Origin of the sequence: Pseudomonas shirazensis, from assembly GCF_014268785.2 — a bacterium.
In the GTDB taxonomy this organism is placed as follows: domain Bacteria; phylum Pseudomonadota; class Gammaproteobacteria; order Pseudomonadales; family Pseudomonadaceae; genus Aquipseudomonas; species Aquipseudomonas shirazensis.
The window spans coordinates 947,081-966,496 of the sequence record NZ_JABWRD020000002.1; the positions used below are offsets into that span (position 1 = coordinate 947,081).

A 19,416-nucleotide genomic window follows, 5' to 3' on the forward strand; every position below is an offset into this window, starting at 1 on the left:
ACGGGCCCTGCGCTTACAGCACCTGGCGCAGGAAAGCCTGAGCGCGCGGGTCTTTGGGCGAGTCAAAGAACGCCGCTGGTGCCGAATCTTCCAGCAGCTTGCCATGATCGAAAAACAGCACGCGGTCGGCCACTTCGCGGGCAAAGCCCATTTCGTGGGTCACGCAGACCATGGTCATGCCTTCTTTGGCCAAGGTCTTCATCACGTCGAGTACCTCGCCGACCATTTCCGGGTCGAGCGCCGAGGTCGGCTCGTCGAACAGCATCACCTTAGGCTCCATCGCCAATGCGCGGGCAATCGCCACGCGCTGCTGCTGGCCACCGGACAGCCGCGAAGGGAATTCGTTGGCCTTTTCGGCAATCCCGACTTTGTCCAGCAACGCCCGTGCCTTGGCCTCACGCTCGGCCTTGTTGCGTTTGCGCACGACCTTTTGCGCCAGGCACAGGTTCTCCAGCACGGTCATGTGCGGGAACAGGTTGAAGTGCTGGAAGACCATGCCGACTTCGCGGCGATAGGCGTTGATGTCGGTTTTCGGGTCGGCCAGCGGTATGCCGTTGATCGACACGTGGCCGGCATCGAAGTGCTCGAGGCCGTTCAGGCAGCGCAGGAAGGTCGACTTGCCCGAGCCCGACGGGCCCAGTACTACCACCACTTCGCCCTTGGCTACACCGGTACTGACGTTATCCACCGCGCGCACCACCTGGCCGCGGGTGTCGAACACTTTCAACAGATCACGGACTTCAATCACTTTGCGCAAGCCTCCGCTCGAGCCGGCTGGCGAGGTGCGACAGCGGCAGGTTGATCAGCAGGTACAGCCCTGCCACGCAGAACCAGATTTCAAAGGTCGAGAACGAGGTGGTGATCGCCTCGCGCCCGCTCTTGGTCAGTTCGGTGATGGCGATCACCGAGACCAGCGAGGTGTCCTTGACCAGGCTGATGAACTGCCCGGCCAGCGGCGGCAACACCCGCTTGAACGCTTGCGGCAGGATCACATGGCGCATCGACTGGCTGGCATTGAGGCCCAGCGAGCGCGCGGCTTCATTCTGCCCACGGGCAATCGACTGTACCCCGGCACGCACGATCTCGGCCACGTAGGCGCCGGTGAACAGCGCCAGCGCGGCCACCCCGGCGAACTCGCGCGAGAGGTTGAGCACCGTGCCGATGAAGAAATAGAAGATGAAGATCTGCACCAGCAATGGCGTCCCGCGTACCAGTTCGACGTAGACCGTCGACAGATCGCGCAGGGTCGGGTTGTTGGACAACCGGCACAGCCCGGCAAACAGGCCGATCACCAAGCCCAGCGCCCCGGACACCACCGACAGCCACAGCGTGGTCCACAGGCCCCAGGCCAACGGCCCGGCCGCCCAATGGCGGGTGACACCGATCTGGTCGCCTTCGGCAACGTCATCGCCGCGGCTCAGCTGCAGACTGTCTTTGACCACGTCCAGCACTTGCGGCTCGCCGTCTTCACCCTTGAGGGTAACGCGTGCGTTGTCGCCCTGGACTACTATCTCGGCAACCGTGCCATAGCTGGCGGCGCGCTGGGCTTCTTCAGCCTGGTAGGCGAAATACTGCGGGACGCGGTTCCAGCGCCACTCGTAGGCCATCATCGACGTGGCGAGGTACAGGCTGATGGCCAGACCGACCAGAACCAGCGCGGTCAGCCCGTGCCAGGGCCACTGGGCTTTCTTGTGTTTGATCACGTGGGTACTTCCGTAAATGCGAACGCGCAGGGTTTGCCTGCGCGTCGGGGGTCAAAGCCTGGGCTTGAGGCCTGGGCCCTTATTCCATTTCCTTGAGCCAGTCCTTGTTCTTGAACCACTTGTCGTGGATCCGATCATAGGTGCCGTCGTGCTTGATCTGGTGCAGGAAGTTGTTGATGAAGTTGATGCTGTCGTAGTCGCCTTTCTTCAAGCCGAATGCCAGTGGCTCGTAGGTGAAGGGTTCTTCGAGGAACAGCAGCTTGCCAGCGCCGGCCTTCTCGACCGCCACCACGTTGTAAGGGGCGTCGTAGACAAAGGCATCGGCCTTGCCGTTGACCACGTCCATGACCGCTTCCTGCTCGTTGTCATAGCCGTGGTACTTGGCTTTGCTGATGAGCTTCTTGGAAACCATCTCGCCGGTGGTGCCGAGCTTGGAGGTGATGCGGTACTTGTCGCTGTTGAGGTCCTTGTACGACTTGATCTCGCCCGCCAGCTCCTTGCGGATCAGCAGGGTCTGGCCGACCACGATGAACGGTTCGCTGAAGTTCAGGCGCAGGTTGCGCTCCTGAGTCAGGGTCATGCCGCTGCCGATCATGTCGAACTTGTTGGTCAGGAGCGCCGGGATGATGCCGTCGTACGCGGTGGAGACAGTCTCCAGCTTGACGCCCATGGACTTGGCCATGGCTTTGAGGATATCGACTTCAAAGCCGATGATCTCGCCACGCTTGTTGGTCATCTGGAACGGCATGTAGGTGGGGTCCATACCGACCCGCAGGGTGCCGCTCTTGACCGCATCGTCGATGGCGCCGGCCTGGGCCGCAGTCACCGCGACCAGCGCCGTGACGCCGACCAGCAGTCGCGACAGGTATTTCTTCATCATCACCAAGTCCCCTAGCAAAGAAAGAGTACGAATCTTATTGTTGGCACGGCCGTACTGGCCTGCTCGGAATACCGGAAGCGATGCTAACGCATGCGCGTCCCGGGACCTAGAGCTGGGGGGACTTTGTTGGCCAAAAGAATGGGGATATCGGAGGGCGCGCTGCGCCCTTTTCGCGACACAAGGCCGGCCCTACAGGGATCGCGCTGTACCTTTAGGAGCGGCCTTGCCGGGGCGCCGGACCGGTCGCGATAGGGCCGCAAAGCGGCCCCAGCGTTGTATCAGACGCCAACCATGGCAGGTTGTGCCTCACCCTCTGGATGCAACGGCAACAACGGCGAATGCGGATCGCTGTTGATCGAACTGCGCCAGGCGTCAATCCAGGCTGCATGTTCGCCAGCCCAGACCCGCTCGTGCAGACGCGACAGCGCGACCGGGTCGCTCAACAGCGCCAGGCGCGTATTGCCATCCAGCGCGGCCGGGCCGACTTCCAGCGCCTTGGCGATGCGCTCTTCACGCAGTGCCTCGATCGCCGCCGACTGGCCATGCCGGGCAGTGCCCATGGCGCAGGCCAGCGCATTCTGCCGCGGGTCGACCACAGCCCGCACGAAGCCGTCGTTCAATGCATGCCAACGGTTCTCGTGGGTGTACTGGTCAGTGGCGAGCAGCTCGGTTGGCGTGGCGTATTCCTCAGGAATCAGGAACAGCTTCTCGTCCTTGGCGCGCAGCCCCAGGCCCACGCGACTGGAAATCACCGACACCGGAATCGACAGCATCAGCGAACCAACAATCGGCACCAGCCACCACAGGAAGCTTGGGTTGAGCCAGGCTACCAGCACCGTCCAGGCCACACCGAGCAGGGTCTGTGGACCATGTCGACGCACCGCTTCGCTCCACGGCGTGGAGTCGTCATCACGCTGCGGCGAGTTCCAGGTCGCTGCCCAGCCGAGGAACGCGGCAAGCACGAAACGGGTGTGAAAGATCATCCGTACCGGCGCCAGCAGCATCGAGAACAGCATCTCGATCAGCATCGACACGGTCACCTTGAAGCGCCCACCGAATTCGGTAGCGCCCTTGGCCCAGATCAGGATGATGCTCAAAAGCTTGGGCAGGAACAGCAACACCACCGTGGTGGAAAACAGCGCAATGGCCTTTTCCGGGTGCCATTGCGGCCACAGCGGGTACAGCTGGAACGGCTCAACGAAGTATTGCGGCTCCATCAAGGTGTTGGTCGCCAGCAACGCCGTCGACAGCACCAGAAAGAAGAACCACAACGGCGCGGACAGGTACGACATCACCCCGGTCAGGAACACCGCGCGGTGCACCGGGTGCATGCCTTTTACCAGGAACAGGCGGAAGTTCATCAGGTTGCCGTGGCACCAGCGACGGTCACGCTTGAGTTCGTCGAGCAGGTTGGGTGGCAATTCTTCGTAGCTGCCGTCCAGGTCATAGGCAATCCACACACCCCAGCCAGCACGGCGCATCAGCGCTGCTTCGACGAAGTCGTGGGAGAGGATCGCGCCGGCAAAGGCACCTTTACCCGGCAACGGCGCCAGCGCGCAGTGCTCGATAAAGGGCTTCATGCGGATGATCGCGTTGTGCCCCCAGTAGTGCGACTCGCCCAGCTGCCAGAAGTGCAGGCCAGCGGTGAACAGCGGGCCGTACACCCGGGTAGCGAACTGCTGCAGACGCGCATACAGGGTGTCCATGCCCGACGCCTTGGGCGCGGTCTGGATGATACCGGCGTCCGGGTTGGCCTCCATCAGGCGCACCAGGCTGCTCAGGCATTCACCGCTCATGACGCTGTCAGCGTCGAGCACGACCATGTACTTGTACTCGCTGCCCCAGCGACGGCAGAAGTCGTCGAGGTTACCGCTCTTGCGTTTGACGCGGCGGCGGCGGCGGCGATAGAAGATCCGGCCAAAGCCTTTGGCTTCGCGGCACACTTCAAGCCAGGCCTGTTGCTCGGCCACGGCGATATCCGGATCGTTGGAGTCGCTGAGTACAAAGAAGTCGAAGCGGTCGAGGTTGCCGGAGGCGGCGACCGACTCGAAGGTCGCGCGCAGACCGGCGAACACCCGCGGCACGTCTTCGTTGCAGATCGGCATGACCAGCGCAGTACGCGCCTGGGCATCGATCGGCTCGCTGCCGGCACTGCTGCCGGAAATCTTGTACTTGTCGCGCCCGGTGAGCAGCTCGAGGAAGCCCATCAAGGCGGTCCAGAAGCCGGCCGAAACCCAACAGAAGAGAATGCCGAAGAGGATCAGGATCGAGGTCTGCAAGGCATACGGCCAGACCTGCACCACGGTGTCCCACAGCGGTTGGCTGAACACTTCGTCAAGGTCGACGAACGACCAGCCCTGGTACGGCAGGATGCCCTTCATGTACCAGCCAGCAACAATCGTCTGGCCGAGCATCAAGGTCAGCAGGATGTAACGGCGCATCGAGCCGACCCAGCGCCAGCGTGCCGCCGGCAGCTCGCGCTGGGGTGGTTGCGGGGCATTCGGGCGGCCGGTCATGCGCCGCCACATGCGCACCAGCACGTTGGTCCGCCATGGCTCCGGCAACACACGCGTGCGAGTGATCGGCGGAGCGATCTTCAGGCTCAGGTTGCCATTGCTGTCAACGCCGAGCATCTCGGCCTCTTCCATTTCGCCGGCACTGCCGACGGTCAGGCGGGCAGCCACCGACGCCTCGGCAGAGCCGGCGGCCGGATCGGCCGCCAGACGCTGGTGCAGCTCGCTGAATGAGTTGCAGTCGGCCAGTTGCGCGCGCTGCTCGTCACTCAGGGGCAGGTGGGCCAGATACTCGGCAACCGAGACTGGCCGTAGGTTCGAATTACTCATCGGCAGGCAACTGATAGGTCCAGGTCTCGGTCAACACTTTCTCGGTGGTGGCCGGGGCCGCAGGGGTGGCTGCCGCGTCTGCAGCAGGTTGCTCGGCAGGCTTTTCAGCCTTGGCATGCTTGGCCGCAGCCTTGGCATGCTTGCTGTCCTTGGCCGGTTTTGGCGCTTCTACCGGGACGTCCTGCAGCAGCGCTGCACGCATCTCGGTGGACTTCTTCGGATCCTGGATCTTCAAACGCAGGGTCAGGCGCCAGCCTTTGGTTTCCGGGTTGTAGCGCAGGTTGTTCTCGACCACCTCGGCATTGTCGCCAACGCTGATCTGGCTGCGCACGGTGCTGTCTTCAGGCAGGGCGGCAAGCGCGGGACCTGCAAAATCGACCAGGAAGGCTACGCTGCCATCCGGCTGACGGATCAGGTTGGACTGCTTGACGTCACCGGTGGAACGCAGGGTCTGCTTGACCCAGCCCAGATCAGGGGCCTGGAACTTGGCCTCGTCGATGGTCCAGTGCAGGCGATAGTTGTAATCCGCTGACTGGCCTGGCTCAGGCAGGGTTTCCGGGCTCCAGAAGGCAACGATGTTGTCGTTGGTTTCATCAGCGGTCGGAATCTCGACCAGATCGACAGTGCCCTTGCCCCAGTCGCCTTGCGGCTCGATCCAGGCGCTTGGACGCTTCTGGTAGTTGTCGTCGAGGTCTTCATAGTCGCTGAACGCGCGGTGGCGCTGCATCAGGCCGAAACCACGCGGGTTTTCCACACTGAAGTTGCTCACGGCCAGGTGGCGCGGGTTGTTCAGCGGACGCCACAGCCATTCACCATTGGCTGCATGGATCGCCAGGCCTTCGGAGTCGTGCAGGGCTGGGCGGTAGTTGAGCACCTTGGACGGCTGGTTAGGGCCGAACAGATACATGCTGGTCAGCGGTGCAACGCCCAGACGGCTGACGTGGTCACGCAGATAGATGCGCGATTTGACGTCGACGATGGTGTCGTTGCCCGGGCGTACGGTCAGCTTGTAGGCACCGGTGGAGCGCGGCGAATCAAGCAGGGCGTAGATCACCAGGTGCTTGTCGGCAGGCTTGGGCTTCTCGACCCAGAATTCGGTGAAACGCGGGAATTCTTCACCCGACGGCAGCGCGGTGTCGATGGCCAGGCCACGCGCCGACAGGCCGTAAGCGTGGCCCTTACCGACTACGCGGAAGTAGCTGGCGCCAAGCAAGGTCATGATTTCGTCTTGCTTGTCAGCCTTGTTGATCGGGTAGAGCACGCGGAAACCGGCATAGCCGAGGTTTTCCACGGTCTTGGCGTCGTGCGGCACGTCGCCGAAATCGAAACGACTGGCGTCGTACTTGATCTCTTCAACCTTGGAGGCAGTGACTTCGTTGATTTTCACCGGCGTGTCGAAGTGCATGCCCTGGTGATAGAACGACAGCTTGAACGGGGTCTTGTCCTGAGCCCACTCGGCCTTTTCCTGGAGGAAGCGGATCTTCTGGTAGTCGGCGTACTTCATGTCACGGAACACCGCCGGCAGATTGCTCTTCGGTGCTTCGTACTTCTGACCGGCCAGATCCTTCGCCTTGGCGGCGACATCGTCAAGGTTGAATGCCCACAGCTGACCCGCGCTCAGCAGGCCGACCAAGGCCACGCCAGCCGCCAGGGCGGTACGCAACCGATTGCCGGGGATCTTTGGTGCATTACGGGGACTTACAATCACGAGCAACCCTCGCCGAAAACAGATCATGAAACCAACGGCCAGCTACAAATGCCGGGTTGGCGAGCACTGTTCGGACCCCGTAAGGGCTCAATGATTCCCCAAACGGCTCCAGACAGTCCTCAAGTCTTGGTACAACGAACCTGCGAACGCAGGTCCATACAGCCGCGCGATTATCTAGCAGGCCGCGTGACAACGCATCAGGCGGCAACAACTATTTATCGTCAAAACCCTCTTGTTTTGTACAAACAAGCGGTTATTTCGCCTCAGATTTGTAACATAAATGTTACGGGGCCATCATTGACCAGATGGACCTGCATATCTGCGCCAAAACGGCCACTGGCTACATCGTCGTGTGACGCCCGCGCCTGGCCCATCAGATACTCAAACAATTCAGCGCCAAGTGCAGGTGGCGCGGCGGTCGAGAAGCCCGGGCGCATGCCACTGCGGGTATCGGCCGCCAGGGTGAACTGCGACACCAGCAGCAAGCCGCCGCCAATGTCCTTGAGCGACAGGTTCATCTTGCCATCGGCATCACTGAACACCCGGTAGTTAAGCAGCTTGTGCAACAGTTTGTCGGCATGCTCGCGCGTATCTGCAGGCTCGACCGCCACCAATACCAGCAAGCCCTGCTCGACCGCACCGACCACTTCGCCGGCAACTTCGACGCGTGCGTTCTGCACGCGCTGCAGCAGGGCCTTCACGCTTCTTCCAATGGCAGGTCCAGCAAGCGCCGGGCCATCTGGTCGGCGGCGCGCACCAGCGCGTCGGTGATACCCGGTTCGGACGCGGCGTGGCCGGCGTCGCGGATCACTTTCAGCTCGCTGTTGGGCCAGGCCTGGTGCAGCTCCCAGGCGTTGTCCAGCGGGCAGATCACATCATAGCGGCCATGCACGATAACCGCCGGCAGGTGGGCGATGCGGGGCATGTCGCGGATCAGCTGATCGGGTTCGAGGAAAGCATCGTTGGTGAAATAGTGGCATTCGATACGGGCAATCGACAGCGCCCGCTGCGGCTCGGAGAAGCGATCGACCACCAGCGGATTGGGCCGCAGGGTGGCGGTGCGGCCTTCCCAGGTCGACCAGGCCTTGGCGGCGTGCATCTGGGCGATCTGATCGTTGCCGGTCAGGCGCTTGTGGAAGGCCGTGACCAGATCGCCACGCTCGTCGTGCGGAATCGGTGCGATGTAGTCCTGCCAGTAGTCAGGGAACAGCCGGCTGGCACCTTCCTGGTAGAACCAGCGGATCTCCTGGGCGCGGGCGAGAAAGATGCCGCGCAGGATCAGCCCGTGCACGCGCTCGGGGTGCTTCTGTGCGTAGGCCAGGGCCAGGGTCGAGCCCCACGAGCCGCCGAACAGCACCCATTTGTCGATGCCCAGGTGCTCGCGAATGCGCTCCATGTCCTCGACCAGATCCCAGGTGGTGTTGTTTTCCAGGCTGGCGTGCGGGGTCGAGCGGCCGCAACCGCGCTGATCGAAGGTAATGATGCGGTACAGGTTCGGGTCGAAGTAGCAGCGGCTCTGCGCGTCGCAGCCGGCACCCGGGCCACCGTGGATGAACACCACCGGCAGACCTTCTGGCGAACCGCTCTCGTCGACATACAGCACATGCGGCGCTTGCACGGCCAGATCGTGACGGGCGTAAGGTTTGATCTGCGGGTACAGGGTCTGCATTGCGCACTCCATGAAGGGCTATTCTTCGGCTGCCGCCATCATAAACCCGAATCATGCCGGGACGCATCGGCAACACGCGCTAACCGTAGCAACGACGCTCACCTGAGCCCTGCATCGCTGCTCGCAATATATGTACCGCGCAGGGTTGCAAGCCGCAGACATAGTTGCAGAGCCTTCCCCAACTGGACGGGCTCGTCCATGACTACTGTCGCAAACGCTTCAACCGAACTCAGCAGCGCCTACCGTCTGATCGCCAGCAAGACCCCGACCTGGCTCAGCCAGGCATCGCCGTCGGTGCACAGCGCAATGCGCAAGGCCTTGGCCAATCCACCACCTTGGCTGAGCGAAGCGCGCCTGCAGCAGCCAGATATCGTCAAGGCCCTGGCCGAGCAGCGTGCGCTGTCGCAGGACGCCGCCGAAGTGGCGCAGTTGTTCCGCGACCTGCCCAGCGTTGAGTCGACCACAAGGGCTTCATGGGTACGGTGCCGATTCACAACGCGCTGGAGCTGCAACCTGAACGGTTCGCCCAGCTATGCCGAACACTGGATGTCGGCGGTCAATATCAAGCATTGTTGCAGGCTATCTACTTCGAGAAGAGCATTACCAGGAGCAGGTACTGGCGCTCCCCGACCAGTTCCCCGACCTCCCACTTGAGCAACTGACGGCCGAGTATCAGGCCTTGGCTGATGACAAGCAGGCCAGGGAGCGCCTGCTTGTCCGCGAACTGACCATCCTCGCCAACCCTGATCGCAGCTGACCAAGGCTGCGCAGCCCCTGCGCTGTGCGCGTCTAGCGCGCGTACCGCGCCTGCCCCCACGCCAGCATCACCTCGAGCAGCTGGCGCAGCACTGCCTGGGTAGGCTGGGCCAGATCTTCACGATAGGCGAACGGCTCGACCTCGTTCATGTAGGTGCACTGCGCCAGCTCCAGCTGCACTGCGTGCACATGCTCGGCCGGGGCACCGTAGTGTCGAGTGATATGCCCGCCCTTGAAGCGTCCATTGAGCACATGGCTGTAGCCCGGCGCCTGGGCGCAGGTGCGCTGCAGTTGCTCGGCCAGTGCCGCGTCGCAACTGGCGCCATTGAAGGTGCCGAAGTTGAAGTCCGGCAGTTTGCCGTCGAACAGGTGCGGGATGTACGAACGGATCGAATGTGCATCCCACAGCAGTGCATAGCCGAACTCTTCACGCAGACGCGCCAGTTCCCCGCGCAGGGTGTCGTGGTAGGGGCGCCAGATCTGCTCGAGATACTCCGCCCGCTGCGCCGCAGACGGCGCAAGGCCGGCAACGAACAGCGGCTCGCCGTCGAACAGGGTGGCCGGAAACAGCCCGGTGGTGGCCCCGGCATACAACGGTTGGTCATCTTCTGGCCGATTGAGGTCGATGACGAACCGCGAGTACTCCGCGGCGACCACGCTGGCACCCAGCTCACGGGCGAAGTCATACAGCCTTGGAATATGCCAGTCGGTATCGGGCAAGCTGCGCGCCTGTTCGACCAGGCCGTCGCGCACGGCGGCGGTCAAACCGAGACCGGCGTGGGGCATGCTGATCAGCAGCGGCAGGCGGCCTTGATGAAAGCTCAATACGTTGTCCATGAGGCCTCGCTCAAAAAGTTGATTGCACACCGCCGCGCACTACCCGCTTGGGCAAGTCGCCGCCCAGCCAGTAAGCGAGGTCGGCCGGGCGTTCAATCTGCCAGGCGACAAAGTCGGCGACCTTGCCGGCTTCCAGCGTGCCGTGAGTGCTGCCCAGGCCCAGTGCCGTGGCGGCATGCGTAGTAACCCCGGCCAGCGCCTCTTCAGGGGTCATGCGGAACAGCGTGCAGCCCATGTTGAGCATCAGCCGCAGCGACAGGCCAGGCGAGGTGCCAGGGTTGAGGTCGCTGGCCAGAGCGATCTTCACCCCGTGCCGACGCAGCGCCTCCATCGGTGGCAACTGGGTTTCACGCAGGAAGTAGAACGCGCCCGGCAGCAGCACCGCGACGGTGCCCGCCGCGGCCATGGCGATGGCGTCGTCTTCGGTCATGAACTCCAGGTGATCGGCCGACAGCGCCTGATAACGGGCAGCCAGGCTGGAGCCGTGCAGCGATGACAACTGCTCGGCATGCAGCTTGACCGGCAAACCCAGTTCGCGGGACTTGATGAACACCCGCTCGACCTGCGCCGGCGAGAACGCCAGATGTTCGCAGAAGGCATCGACCGCATCGACCAGGCCTTCGCCGGCCAACGCTGGCAGCAGCTCATCGCAGATGTGCTGGATGTAGTCATCGGCGCGCCCGGCGTATTCCGGCGGCAACGCGTGGGCGGCCAGGCAGGTGCTGCGCACGGTCAGCGGCAGCGCATCGCCCAGACGCCGGGCAACGCGCAACATCTTGCGTTCGTTGACCAGATCCAGGCCGTAGCCTGACTTGATCTCCACGGTGGTCACGCCATCGCGCATCAAGGCCTCAAGCCGCTGCCGGGCGCTGGCCAGCAGCTGCTCTTCGCTGGCCGCGCGGGTGGCGCGCACGGTGCTGGCAATGCCGCCGCCCTGGGCGGCGATCTCGGCATAGCTGACGCCCTGCAGGCGCTGTTCGAACTCGCCACTGCGGTTACCGCCAAACACCGCATGGGTGTGGCAGTCGATCAGCCCCGGGGTGACCCAGGCACCGGCCAGGTCGACCGTCTCCAGGCCAGCCTGCGGCGCCAGCTCGGCGCGTGGACCGATCCATTCGATCAGCCCGGCGCGGGTGATGATCGCCGCATCCTCGATGATCGAATAGCTGCCGCCGACCATGCTTGCCACATGGCAGTGCTGCCATAACGTTGCCATACACTTCCTCCGTTACTAGCGGTGCAGCTCGGCCTGCTGCTCGGCCAACTCACCCTGACCTGCACGCGGCTTGCACCAGAGCAGGTAGGACGCGACCAGAAATACCACCCACACCACCCCGACCAGCAATGCGGCCTGAGTGTCCGGGAAGTAACCGAGCACACCAAAAATGAACACCATGAAAGCAATCGCCAGGGCCGGCCCATAGGGCCAGAACGGTACCGGAAACTTCAGACTGGCGACTTCCTCACAGCTCATGCTGCGGCGCATCGCCACTTGAGTGAGCAGGATCATCAGCCAGACCCAGACCGTGGCGAAAGTGGCGATCGAGGCGATCAGCAGGAACACGTTCTCCGGGATCAAATAGTTGAGCACCACGCCGATCAGCAACGCCGCGCCCATCACTACCACCGTCAGCCACGGCACACCGTGTTTGGACAGCTGGGCGAAGCCACGCGGGGCATGGCCCTGCTGGGCCAGGCCGTACATCATGCGCCCGGCACCGAAGATGTCGCTGTTGATTGCCGACACTGCTGCAGAAATCACCACCACGTTGAGCACGGCAGCGGCCGAGCCTATCCCGAGGTTGCTGAATATCTGCACGAACGGGCTGCCCTGGCTGCCGATCTGCGGCCAGGGGTACAGGCTCATCAAGACAAACAAGGTGAGCACGTAGAACAGCAGGATACGCAGCGGCACGGCGTTGATTGCCTTGGGGATGACTCGCTGCGGGTCTTTGGCTTCGCCAGCAGTGATACCGATGATTTCGATACCGCCAAAAGCGAACATCACCACGGCAAACGAGGCGATCACCCCGGCAATGCCGTTGGGCATGAAGCCGCCATGCTCGAACAGGTTGCTCACGCCGACCGCCGAGCCACTACCGACCTGGCCCATGCCGAAGGCCATGATGCCAAGCCCGGCGAGGATCATCGCGACAATCGCGCCGACCTTGAGCAGCGACAGCCAGAATTCCATCTCGCCGAACACTTTGACGTTGCACAGGTTGAGCCCACCGATCAGGAAGACGATGCCCAGCACCCAGATCCAACGCGCCACTTCAGGGAACCAGAAGCCCATGTAGATACCAAAGGCGGTCACGTCGGCGATACAGACAATGATCATTTCGAAGGCGTAGGTCCAGCCCAGCACAAAGCCTGACAGCGGCCCCAGGTAGGTGCTGGCATATTGGCCAAAGGAGCCGGCGACCGGGTTGTGCACGGCCATTTCGCCGAGTGCGCGCATGACCATGAACACGGCGGCGCCACCGATCAGGTAGGCCAGCAGTACCGCTGGGCCGGCCATCTGGATGGCTGAGGCAGAGCCATAGAACAGCCCGGTGCCGATCGCCGAGCCGAGCGCCATGAAACGGATGTGGCGGGACGTCAGCCCGCGTTTTAGACCTTGAGATTGTTGCATGCTGCGTCCCTTTTATTTTTATGGACGAACGACTGCGTGCCGGGGCCGCCGCGCGGCCCCAACGTCTTCACAGGCTTGGCAATACTCCAGCCGGCAACAACCCGGTCAGCGTGCCTTCGGCCAGCAGCGCGCTGGCCATTTCGATATCCGGCGAGAAGAACCGGTCACGCTCGTAGTGGGCAACCTTGGCACGCAGGGCGCGGCGCGCCTGCTCCAGCTTGGTCGAGGTTTTCAGGCCCTTGCGCAGGTCCAGGCCCTGGCAGGCACCGAGCCATTCGATGGCAAGCACGCCACGCGTGTTCTCGGCCATTTCCCACAGGCGCTTGCCTGCTGCCGGCGCCATCGACACGTGGTCTTCCTGGTTGGCCGAGGTCGGCAGGCTGTCGACGCTGTGTGGGTGCGACAGCGCCTTGTTCTCACTGGCCAATGCTGCGGCGGTGACCTGGGCGATCATGAAACCGGAGTTGACCCCACCGTTTTCAACGAGGAACGGCGGCAGTTGGGACATGTGCTTGTCCATCATCAGCGAGATGCGGCGCTCGCTCAGCGAACCGATCTCGGCAATCGCCAGGGCCAGGTTGTCAGCGGCCATGGCGACTGGCTCGGCGTGGAAGTTGCCACCGGAAATCACATCACCTTCGGCGGCGAACACCAGCGGGTTGTCGGAGACAGCGTTGGATTCGATCGCCAGCACTTCCGCGGCCTGACGCAACTGGGTCAGGCAAGCGCCCATCACCTGTGGCTGGCAACGCAGCGAGTACGGGTCCTGGACCTTGCCGCAGTTTTCGTGGGAGCGCGACACTTCGGTCGAATCACCGAGCAGGTCACGGTAGCAGGCCGCGGCGTCAATCTGACCGCGCTGGCCGCGCACTTCATGGATGCGCGCATCGAACGGCGAGCGCGAGCCCAGCGCGGCTTCGACGGTCAGGCCGCCGCAGGTGATCGCGGCAGCAAACAGGTCCTCCGCGTGGAACAAGCCGCGCAGGGCATAGGCGGTAGACGCCTGGGTGCCGTTGAGCAGGGCCAGGCCCTCTTTGGCGGCCAGGGTCAGCGGTTCGAGGCCAGCCACAGCCAGGGCTTCGCTAGCTTCCAGCCACTGTCCTTTGTAACGGGCCTTGCCCTCGCCGAGCAGCACCAGCGACATGTGCGCCAGCGGCGCGAGGTCGCCGGAGGCGCCGACCGAGCCTTTCAGCGGAATGTGCGGATAGACTTCGGCGTTGACCAGGCTGATCAGCGCATCGATGACCTTGCGCCGAATGCCGGAGAAACCACGGCTGAGGCTGTTGATCTTGAGCACCATGATCAGCCGTACGAGAGCGTCGTCCAGCGGCGCGCCGATACCGGCGGCGTGCGACAACACCAGCGAACGCTGCAGGTTCTCGAGGTCTTCACGGGCAATGCGGGTCGAGGCCAGCAGGCCGAAACCGGTGTTGATGCCGTAGGCGGTTCGGTCTTCGGCGAGAATCTGCTCGACACAAGCGACGCTGGCATCGATCGCCGGGCCCGCGCTGTCGTCCAGGCGCAGCTTGACGGGTGCGGCATGAATGGCGCGCAGCTGGGCCAGGGTCAGGGTACCGGGCTTGAGGGTCAGTTCGGTCACTTCGCTACTCCATTGGCGGGGCCCGCAGGCCCCTTCTTGTTATTCAGTATCGGCGTTGTCGGCGGCGGCTGATCAGGCGTTGATCATCGGCAGATCGAGGCCCTGCTGGTTGGCGCAGTCAACGGCGATCTGGTAGCCCGCATCGGCGTGGCGCATGACGCCGGTGCCCGGATCGTTGGTCAGTACGCGAGCAATACGCTCGGCAGCTTCATCGCTGCCATCACAGACGATGACCATACCCGAGTGCTGCGAGAAGCCCATGCCAACGCCGCCGCCGTGGTGCAGCGAGACCCAGGTCGCGCCACTGGCGGTATTGAGCAAGGCGTTGAGCAGTGGCCAGTCGGACACGGCGTCGGAGCCATCCTGCATCGATTCGGTTTCGCGGTTGGGGCTGGACACCGAACCGGAGTCGAGGTGGTCACGGCCGATCACTATCGGTGCCGACAGCTCACCGCTGCGGACCATCTCGTTGAAGGCCAGGCCGAGCTTGGCACGCTGGCCCAGGCCAACCCAGCAGATCCGCGCTGGCAGGCCCTGGAAGCTGATGCGCTCACGGGCCATGTCCAGCCAGCGGTGCAGGTGGGCGTCGTCGGCGATCAGTTCCTTGACCTTGGCATCGGTCTTGTAGATGTCTTCGGCGTCACCCGACAGCGCCACCCAGCGGAACGGACCTACACCGCGGCAGAACAGCGGGCGGATATAGGCCGGGACGAAGCCGGGGAAGTCGAAGGCATTGCTGACGCCCTCTTCCATCGCCATCTGGCGAATGTTGTTGCCGTAGTCGAAGGTCGGCACGCCTTGCTGTTGGAAGTCGAGCATGGCTTTGACGTGCACCGCCATCGACTGCTTGGCGGCCTTGACCACTGCCGCCGGGTCGGTCTGCGCGCGGTCGCGGTACTGCTCCCAGCTCCAGCCGGCCGGCAGGTAGCCGTTGAGCGGGTCGTGGGCGCTGGTCTGGTCGGTGACCATGTCCGGGCGCACGCCACGCTTGACCAACTCAGGCAGGATTTCGGCAGCGTTGCCGAGCAGGGCAATCGAGATCGCCTTGCCTTCCTGGGTGTATTTGGCGATGCGCGCCAGGGCGTCATCGAGGTCGCTGGCCTGCTCGTCGACATAACGGCTGCTCAGGCGGAAGTCGATGCGGCTCTGCTGGCACTCGATGTTTAGCGAGCAGGCACCGGCCAGGGTCGCGGCCAGCGGCTGTGCGCCACCCATGCCGCCCAGGCCTGCGGTGAGCACCCACTTGCCTTTGAGGCTGCCGTTGTAATGCTGGCGACCGGCCTCGACGAAGGTTTCATAGGTGCCCTGGACGATGCCCTGGCTGCCGATGTAGATCCAGCTGCCTGCGGTCATCTGGCCGTACATGGCCAGGCCCTTGGCATCCAGTTCGTTGAAGTGTTCCCAGTTGGCCCAGTGCGGCACCAGGTTGGAGTTGGCGATCAGCACGCGCGGGGCGTTGCTGTGGGTCTTGAACACGCCCACCGGCTTGCCCGACTGAACCAGCAGGGTCTCGTCGTCTTCCAGGCGGGTCAGGGTCTCGACGATCTTGTCGTAGCTCTGCCAGTTGCGCGCAGCACGGCCGATGCCGCCGTACACCACCAGCTCCTTGGGGTTCTCGGCCACTTGTGGGTCGAGGTTATTCATCAGCATGCGCAAGGGAGCTTCGGTCATCCAGCTCTTGGCGGTCAGCTTGTTGCCACGCGGGGCACGGATTTCTACGTCACGGTATTTGTTGTTGTCAGTCACGGGAGAGGTCCTTTGCGGTCATCCGACGGCGGGTGTCGATGAGCAATATACAAACACACCTTTACTTGTATGTACAAGCATGGACAACCAAATTATTCGGAGCTCGCCGTTAGATCGCTGGGGGCGCTACGCACCCCTTTCCGACCGGTCCGGCGCCCCGGCAAGGCCGCTCCAGAGGTTTTGCAGCGCCGCCGGACCCGGTGGGAGCGGGTTCACCCGCGAAGGGGTGCGTAGCGCCCCCAGCAATCTCAAACCGTGATCAATTCAATCAGGCAAAACCGCCCCTGCACATCCACCCCCAGCAACCCGTCGTTGCCCTCCAGGCGCAAACAGTCATACAACCCCAGCCGCTGCAGCTCGCGCCCGGCCATCTGCACTTCAACCTGGCTACCCGCGGCAAACAGCAACAGCGTCGACGCCGAGCTATACAGGCGGCTGGTGCCATCGAACCACTGCAACCGCGCCCGATAGCGCTGCGGCGCGTAGATCAGGTTGAAGTCGCGGATCATCCCGCCCAGCAGCTTGCACTGCACCTGGCTCTGGCCGCCGAAGGCAAACGCATCGAACGCCAGCAACGGCCGGCTGAGCTGGCCGTCGACCAGCAGACGCATGCCATCCCCCTGCAGCACACTGATGATCCGCTGGTACCCGGCAAAGCTGGAAAAGCCGCCCGACTCTTCGATATCGGCAATCGACAGGCGCCAGCCAAATCCATCCAGGCCATCGCCAGCATCGCGGGCGATCTCTTCGGTAAAACCGCCGCCGTTCTTCCATGGCATGCGCGGGTAATCCGCCGCGTGTAGCAACTGCATCTGGCTCATTTGCTGAAGCGTCCTTCCAGGCGATGGCGGGAACCGGGGTGAATCAGGCGCGCGGCGGTGACCGGCTGGCGACCCGACCAGGTGCGGCGGCGAATCAGCAGGCATGGCTCGCCGGCATCGATCTGCAGCAGGCGGCACTCGTCCGGCTCGGCCAGAATCGCCTCGACCACGTGCTCGCCTTCAGTCAGTGGCGCCACCTGCGACAGGTAGGCATAGGGTGTCTGCCGGGTAAAGTCCTGCTTGAGGTAGTCCGGGGCAATCGCGGCGTTGACGTAGCGATCCTCGATCTGCACCGGCACGCCGTTTTCGTAATGCACGATCAACGAGTGGAATACCCGCTGACCTTCGCGCATATCCAGCGCCAGGGCGCGCTCGGAACCTGCGGCCTCTTCGCCGAGCACAATCACCTGGCAACTATGCTGATGGCCACGGCCGGCGATCTCGTCGGCAATATTGTTGACCTCGAACAGCGCGGAACGGCTCTTGGGCTCGGCGACGAACGTGCCGACCCCCTGCATGCGCACCAGCAATCCGTCAGCAGTCAGCTCGCGCAAGGCGCGGTTGATGGTCATGCGGCTGAAACCCAGCTGGTTGACCAGCTCGCTCTCGGACGGCACCCGGTGATGCGGCGGCCAGCTGCCGTTTTCGATCTGCTGGACGATCATCTGTTTGACCCGGGCATACAGCGGCGCCGGCCCTTCGCCCATCTGGGCAACCAGCGCGGAGACAGGAGGTGTCGGCACGGCTTTGATCCTTGTGCGGTTTGAGTGAGCAGTAGCTTGCCGCAGTTTACCGGGCAGGCAAACGCCTGTATATGTATATACAAGCTAACAAGAACAGGAAGATGCCTACATGTCCGTGTACTTTGCCGAGCGCGCCCTGCTCCCCAGCGGTTGGGCGCGCAACGTCCGTCTAGAGGTCGACGCCCAAGGCCAGCTTGCCAGCCTGCAGGTCGATGCCTCGGCAGACGGCGCCGAGCGCCTGGCCGGGCCGCTGCTGCCGGGCATGCCCAACCTTCATTCGCACGCCTTCCAGCGCGCCATGGCGGGCCTGGCAGAAGTGGCAGGCAACCCCAACGACAGTTTCTGGACCTGGCGCGAGCTGATGTACCGCATGGTTGGCCAGATCAGCCCGGAACAACTGCAGGTCATCGCCCGCCAGCTGTACATCGAGATGCTCAAGGCCGGATATACCTCGGTCGCCGAGTTCCATTACGTGCACCACGATCGCGATGGCCAGCGCTATGCCGATCCCGCCGAGCTGTCACGGTGCATCAGTGCCGCCGCCAGCGCCGCCGGGATTGGCCTGACGTTGTTGCCGGTGCTGTACAGCCACGCAGGTTTCGGCGGCCAGCCCGCCAGCGAGGGGCAACGCCGCTTTATCAATAGCAGCGAGCAATACCTGCGCCTGCACGAACAGCTCAAGCCAGTGCTGGCGGCACAACCGGCGCAGCGCCTGGGCTTGTGCTTCCACTCGCTGCGCGCGGTCACTCCCGAGCAGATTGCCACGGTGCTGGCCAGCGGCGAGCAGGACTGCCCGGTACACATTCACATCGCTGAGCAGCAAAAGGAAGTCGACGACTGCCTGGCCTGGAGCGGGCGTCGTCCGCTGCAATGGCTATATGAAAACGTCGAGGTCGACCGCCGCTGGTGTCTGGTACATGCCACCCACGCAGCGCCGGACGAGGTCGCAGCGATGGCCGAAAGCGGCGCGGTAGCTGGTTTGTGCCTGACCACCGAGGCCAACCTGGGCGACGGCATCTTCCCCGCTGTCGACTACCTGGCTCGGGGCGGGCGCATGGGGATTGGATCGGACAGCCACGTGTCACTCAGCGTGGTCGAAGAACTGCGCTGGCTTGAATACGGCCAGCGACTGCGTGATCAGCGCCGCAATCGGCTCTATCGCAGCGACCAGCCAATGGTTGGCCGCACCCTTTATGACGCAGCGCTCAGCGGTGGCGCGCAAGCCCTGGGGCAGCCGATCGGCGAGTTGACGGTGGGCAAGCGCGCGGACTGGCTGGTGCTCGACGGTGAGGACCCGTACATCGCTACTGCCGAAGGCGACGCCATCCTCAACCGCTGGCTGTTTGCCGGCGGCGACCGCCAGATCCGCGACGTGATGGTCAACGGCGCGTGGGTGGTGCGCCAGGGCCGCCATGCTCAGGAAGCCGAGAGCAACCGAGCATTTGCCGAGGTGCTCGGCCAACTGCTTGGCTGAG

16 protein-coding genes are annotated in these 19,416 nt (G+C 63.4%); 2 read left to right on the forward strand and 14 right to left on the reverse strand.

Translation table 11 applies throughout. The features are described from left to right. Positions 1-13 precede the first annotated feature (13 nt). From HU736_RS15605 to pip, 7 genes are all read right to left on the reverse strand, one after another. Positions 14-748: an amino acid ABC transporter ATP-binding protein gene (locus HU736_RS15605; protein ID WP_181088425.1), complete on the reverse strand. Its 735-nt coding sequence runs from the start codon at positions 746-748 to the stop codon at positions 14-16. Beyond that, positions 741-1,703 carry an amino acid ABC transporter permease gene (locus HU736_RS15610; protein ID WP_186701212.1) on the reverse strand — a complete coding sequence of 321 codons (963 nt, stop codon included), beginning with the start codon at positions 1,701-1,703 and terminating at the stop codon, positions 741-743. Before HU736_RS15610 ends, HU736_RS15605 begins: the two co-directional genes overlap by 8 nt. Before the next feature lie 79 nt (positions 1,704-1,782). Continuing rightward, positions 1,783-2,580 carry a transporter substrate-binding domain-containing protein gene (locus HU736_RS15615; protein WP_101322924.1) on the reverse strand — a complete coding sequence of 266 codons (798 nt, stop codon included), beginning with the start codon at positions 2,578-2,580 and terminating at the stop codon, positions 1,783-1,785. Between the two features lie 281 nt (positions 2,581-2,861). Next, a complete protein-coding gene (gene mdoH, locus HU736_RS15620; RefSeq protein WP_186701213.1) occupies positions 2,862-5,426 on the reverse strand; it encodes a glucans biosynthesis glucosyltransferase MdoH in 2,565 nt (854 codons plus the stop codon). Beyond that, positions 5,419-7,134, reverse strand: a complete 1,716-nt coding sequence (locus HU736_RS15625) for a glucan biosynthesis protein G (RefSeq protein WP_258035047.1) — start codon at positions 7,132-7,134, stop codon at positions 5,419-5,421. The genes mdoH and HU736_RS15625 overlap by 8 nt, the downstream gene beginning before the upstream one ends. A 263-nt stretch (positions 7,135-7,397) precedes the next feature. Then, the gene (gene dtd / locus HU736_RS15630) at positions 7,398-7,835 is read right to left on the reverse strand and encodes a D-aminoacyl-tRNA deacylase (protein WP_101315663.1); all 438 of its coding nucleotides are present in this window, start codon (positions 7,833-7,835) and stop codon (positions 7,398-7,400) included. Continuing rightward, a complete protein-coding gene (pip, locus tag HU736_RS15635; protein WP_101315661.1) occupies positions 7,832-8,803 on the reverse strand; it encodes a prolyl aminopeptidase in 972 nt (323 codons plus the stop codon). Before pip ends, dtd begins: the two co-directional genes overlap by 4 nt. A 473-nt stretch (positions 8,804-9,276) precedes the next feature. Between pip and HU736_RS22065 the strand changes: the two genes are divergently transcribed. Then, positions 9,277-9,465 (forward strand): dermonecrotic toxin domain-containing protein, encoded by a 189-nt coding sequence (locus HU736_RS22065; protein ID WP_367615296.1) that lies wholly within the window; start codon positions 9,277-9,279, stop codon positions 9,463-9,465. Between the two features lie 127 nt (positions 9,466-9,592). On the opposite strand, the gene hutG is transcribed toward HU736_RS22065, so the two are convergent. The 7 genes from hutG to hutC all read right to left on the reverse strand — a co-directional run bounded on the left by hutG (position 9,593) and on the right by hutC (position 17,905). Next, positions 9,593-10,396, reverse strand: coding sequence for an N-formylglutamate deformylase (gene hutG / locus HU736_RS15645; RefSeq protein WP_186701215.1), 804 nt, complete (start codon positions 10,394-10,396; stop codon positions 9,593-9,595). Positions 10,397-10,406: 10 nt separating this feature from the next. After that, complete coding sequence (gene hutI / locus HU736_RS15650) at positions 10,407-11,612, reverse strand: imidazolonepropionase (RefSeq protein WP_186701216.1); 1,206 nt, start codon at positions 11,610-11,612, stop codon at positions 10,407-10,409. Between the two features lie 15 nt (positions 11,613-11,627). After that, entirely contained in the window at positions 11,628-13,031 is a 1,404-nt protein-coding gene (locus HU736_RS15655) for an amino acid permease (protein ID WP_186701217.1), read from the reverse strand. A gap of 67 nt (positions 13,032-13,098) precedes the next feature. Beyond that, positions 13,099-14,631: a histidine ammonia-lyase gene (hutH, locus tag HU736_RS15660; protein WP_186701218.1), complete on the reverse strand. Its 1,533-nt coding sequence runs from the start codon at positions 14,629-14,631 to the stop codon at positions 13,099-13,101. A gap of 72 nt (positions 14,632-14,703) precedes the next feature. Beyond that, complete coding sequence (hutU, locus tag HU736_RS15665; protein WP_186701219.1) at positions 14,704-16,377, reverse strand: urocanate hydratase; 1,674 nt, start codon at positions 16,375-16,377, stop codon at positions 14,704-14,706. 248 nt (positions 16,378-16,625) lie between these two features. Next, a complete protein-coding gene (locus HU736_RS15670) occupies positions 16,626-17,198 on the reverse strand; it encodes a HutD/Ves family protein (protein ID WP_186701220.1) in 573 nt (190 codons plus the stop codon). After that, positions 17,195-17,905, reverse strand: coding sequence for a histidine utilization transcriptional repressor HutC (gene hutC / locus HU736_RS15675; RefSeq protein WP_178080811.1), 711 nt, complete (start codon positions 17,903-17,905; stop codon positions 17,195-17,197). The genes HU736_RS15670 and hutC overlap by 4 nt, the downstream gene beginning before the upstream one ends. Before the next feature lie 145 nt (positions 17,906-18,050). On the opposite strand from hutC, the gene HU736_RS15680 reads away from it, so the two are divergent. Next, on the forward strand, positions 18,051-19,415 hold the full coding sequence (locus tag HU736_RS15680) for a formimidoylglutamate deiminase (RefSeq protein WP_181088389.1): 1,365 nt from the start codon (positions 18,051-18,053) through the stop codon (positions 19,413-19,415). The last annotated feature ends 1 nt before the right edge of the window (position 19,416 follow it).

Excerpts from the sequence above, each read along its gene's own strand:
- hutG (WP_186701215.1), bottom strand. The coding sequence starts at position 10,396 with ATGGACAACGTATTGAGCTTTCATCAAGGCCGCCTGCCGCTGCTGATC.
- HU736_RS15655 (WP_186701217.1), bottom strand. The coding sequence starts at position 13,031 with ATGCAACAATCTCAAGGTCTAAAACGCGGGCTGACGTCCCGCCACATC.
- HU736_RS15680 (WP_181088389.1), top strand. The coding sequence starts at position 18,051 with ATGTCCGTGTACTTTGCCGAGCGCGCCCTGCTCCCCAGCGGTTGGGCG.
- HU736_RS22065 (WP_367615296.1), top strand. The coding sequence starts at position 9,277 with ATGGGTACGGTGCCGATTCACAACGCGCTGGAGCTGCAACCTGAACGG.
- HU736_RS15615 (WP_101322924.1), bottom strand. The coding sequence starts at position 2,580 with ATGAAGAAATACCTGTCGCGACTGCTGGTCGGCGTCACGGCGCTGGTC.
- hutI (WP_186701216.1), bottom strand. The coding sequence starts at position 11,612 with ATGGCAACGTTATGGCAGCACTGCCATGTGGCAAGCATGGTCGGCGGC.
- HU736_RS15670 (WP_186701220.1), bottom strand. The coding sequence starts at position 17,198 with ATGAGCCAGATGCAGTTGCTACACGCGGCGGATTACCCGCGCATGCCA.
- mdoH (WP_186701213.1), bottom strand. The coding sequence starts at position 5,426 with ATGAGTAATTCGAACCTACGGCCAGTCTCGGTTGCCGAGTATCTGGCC.
- pip (WP_101315661.1), bottom strand. The coding sequence starts at position 8,803 with ATGCAGACCCTGTACCCGCAGATCAAACCTTACGCCCGTCACGATCTG.
- hutC (WP_178080811.1), bottom strand. The coding sequence starts at position 17,905 with ATGGGCGAAGGGCCGGCGCCGCTGTATGCCCGGGTCAAACAGATGATC.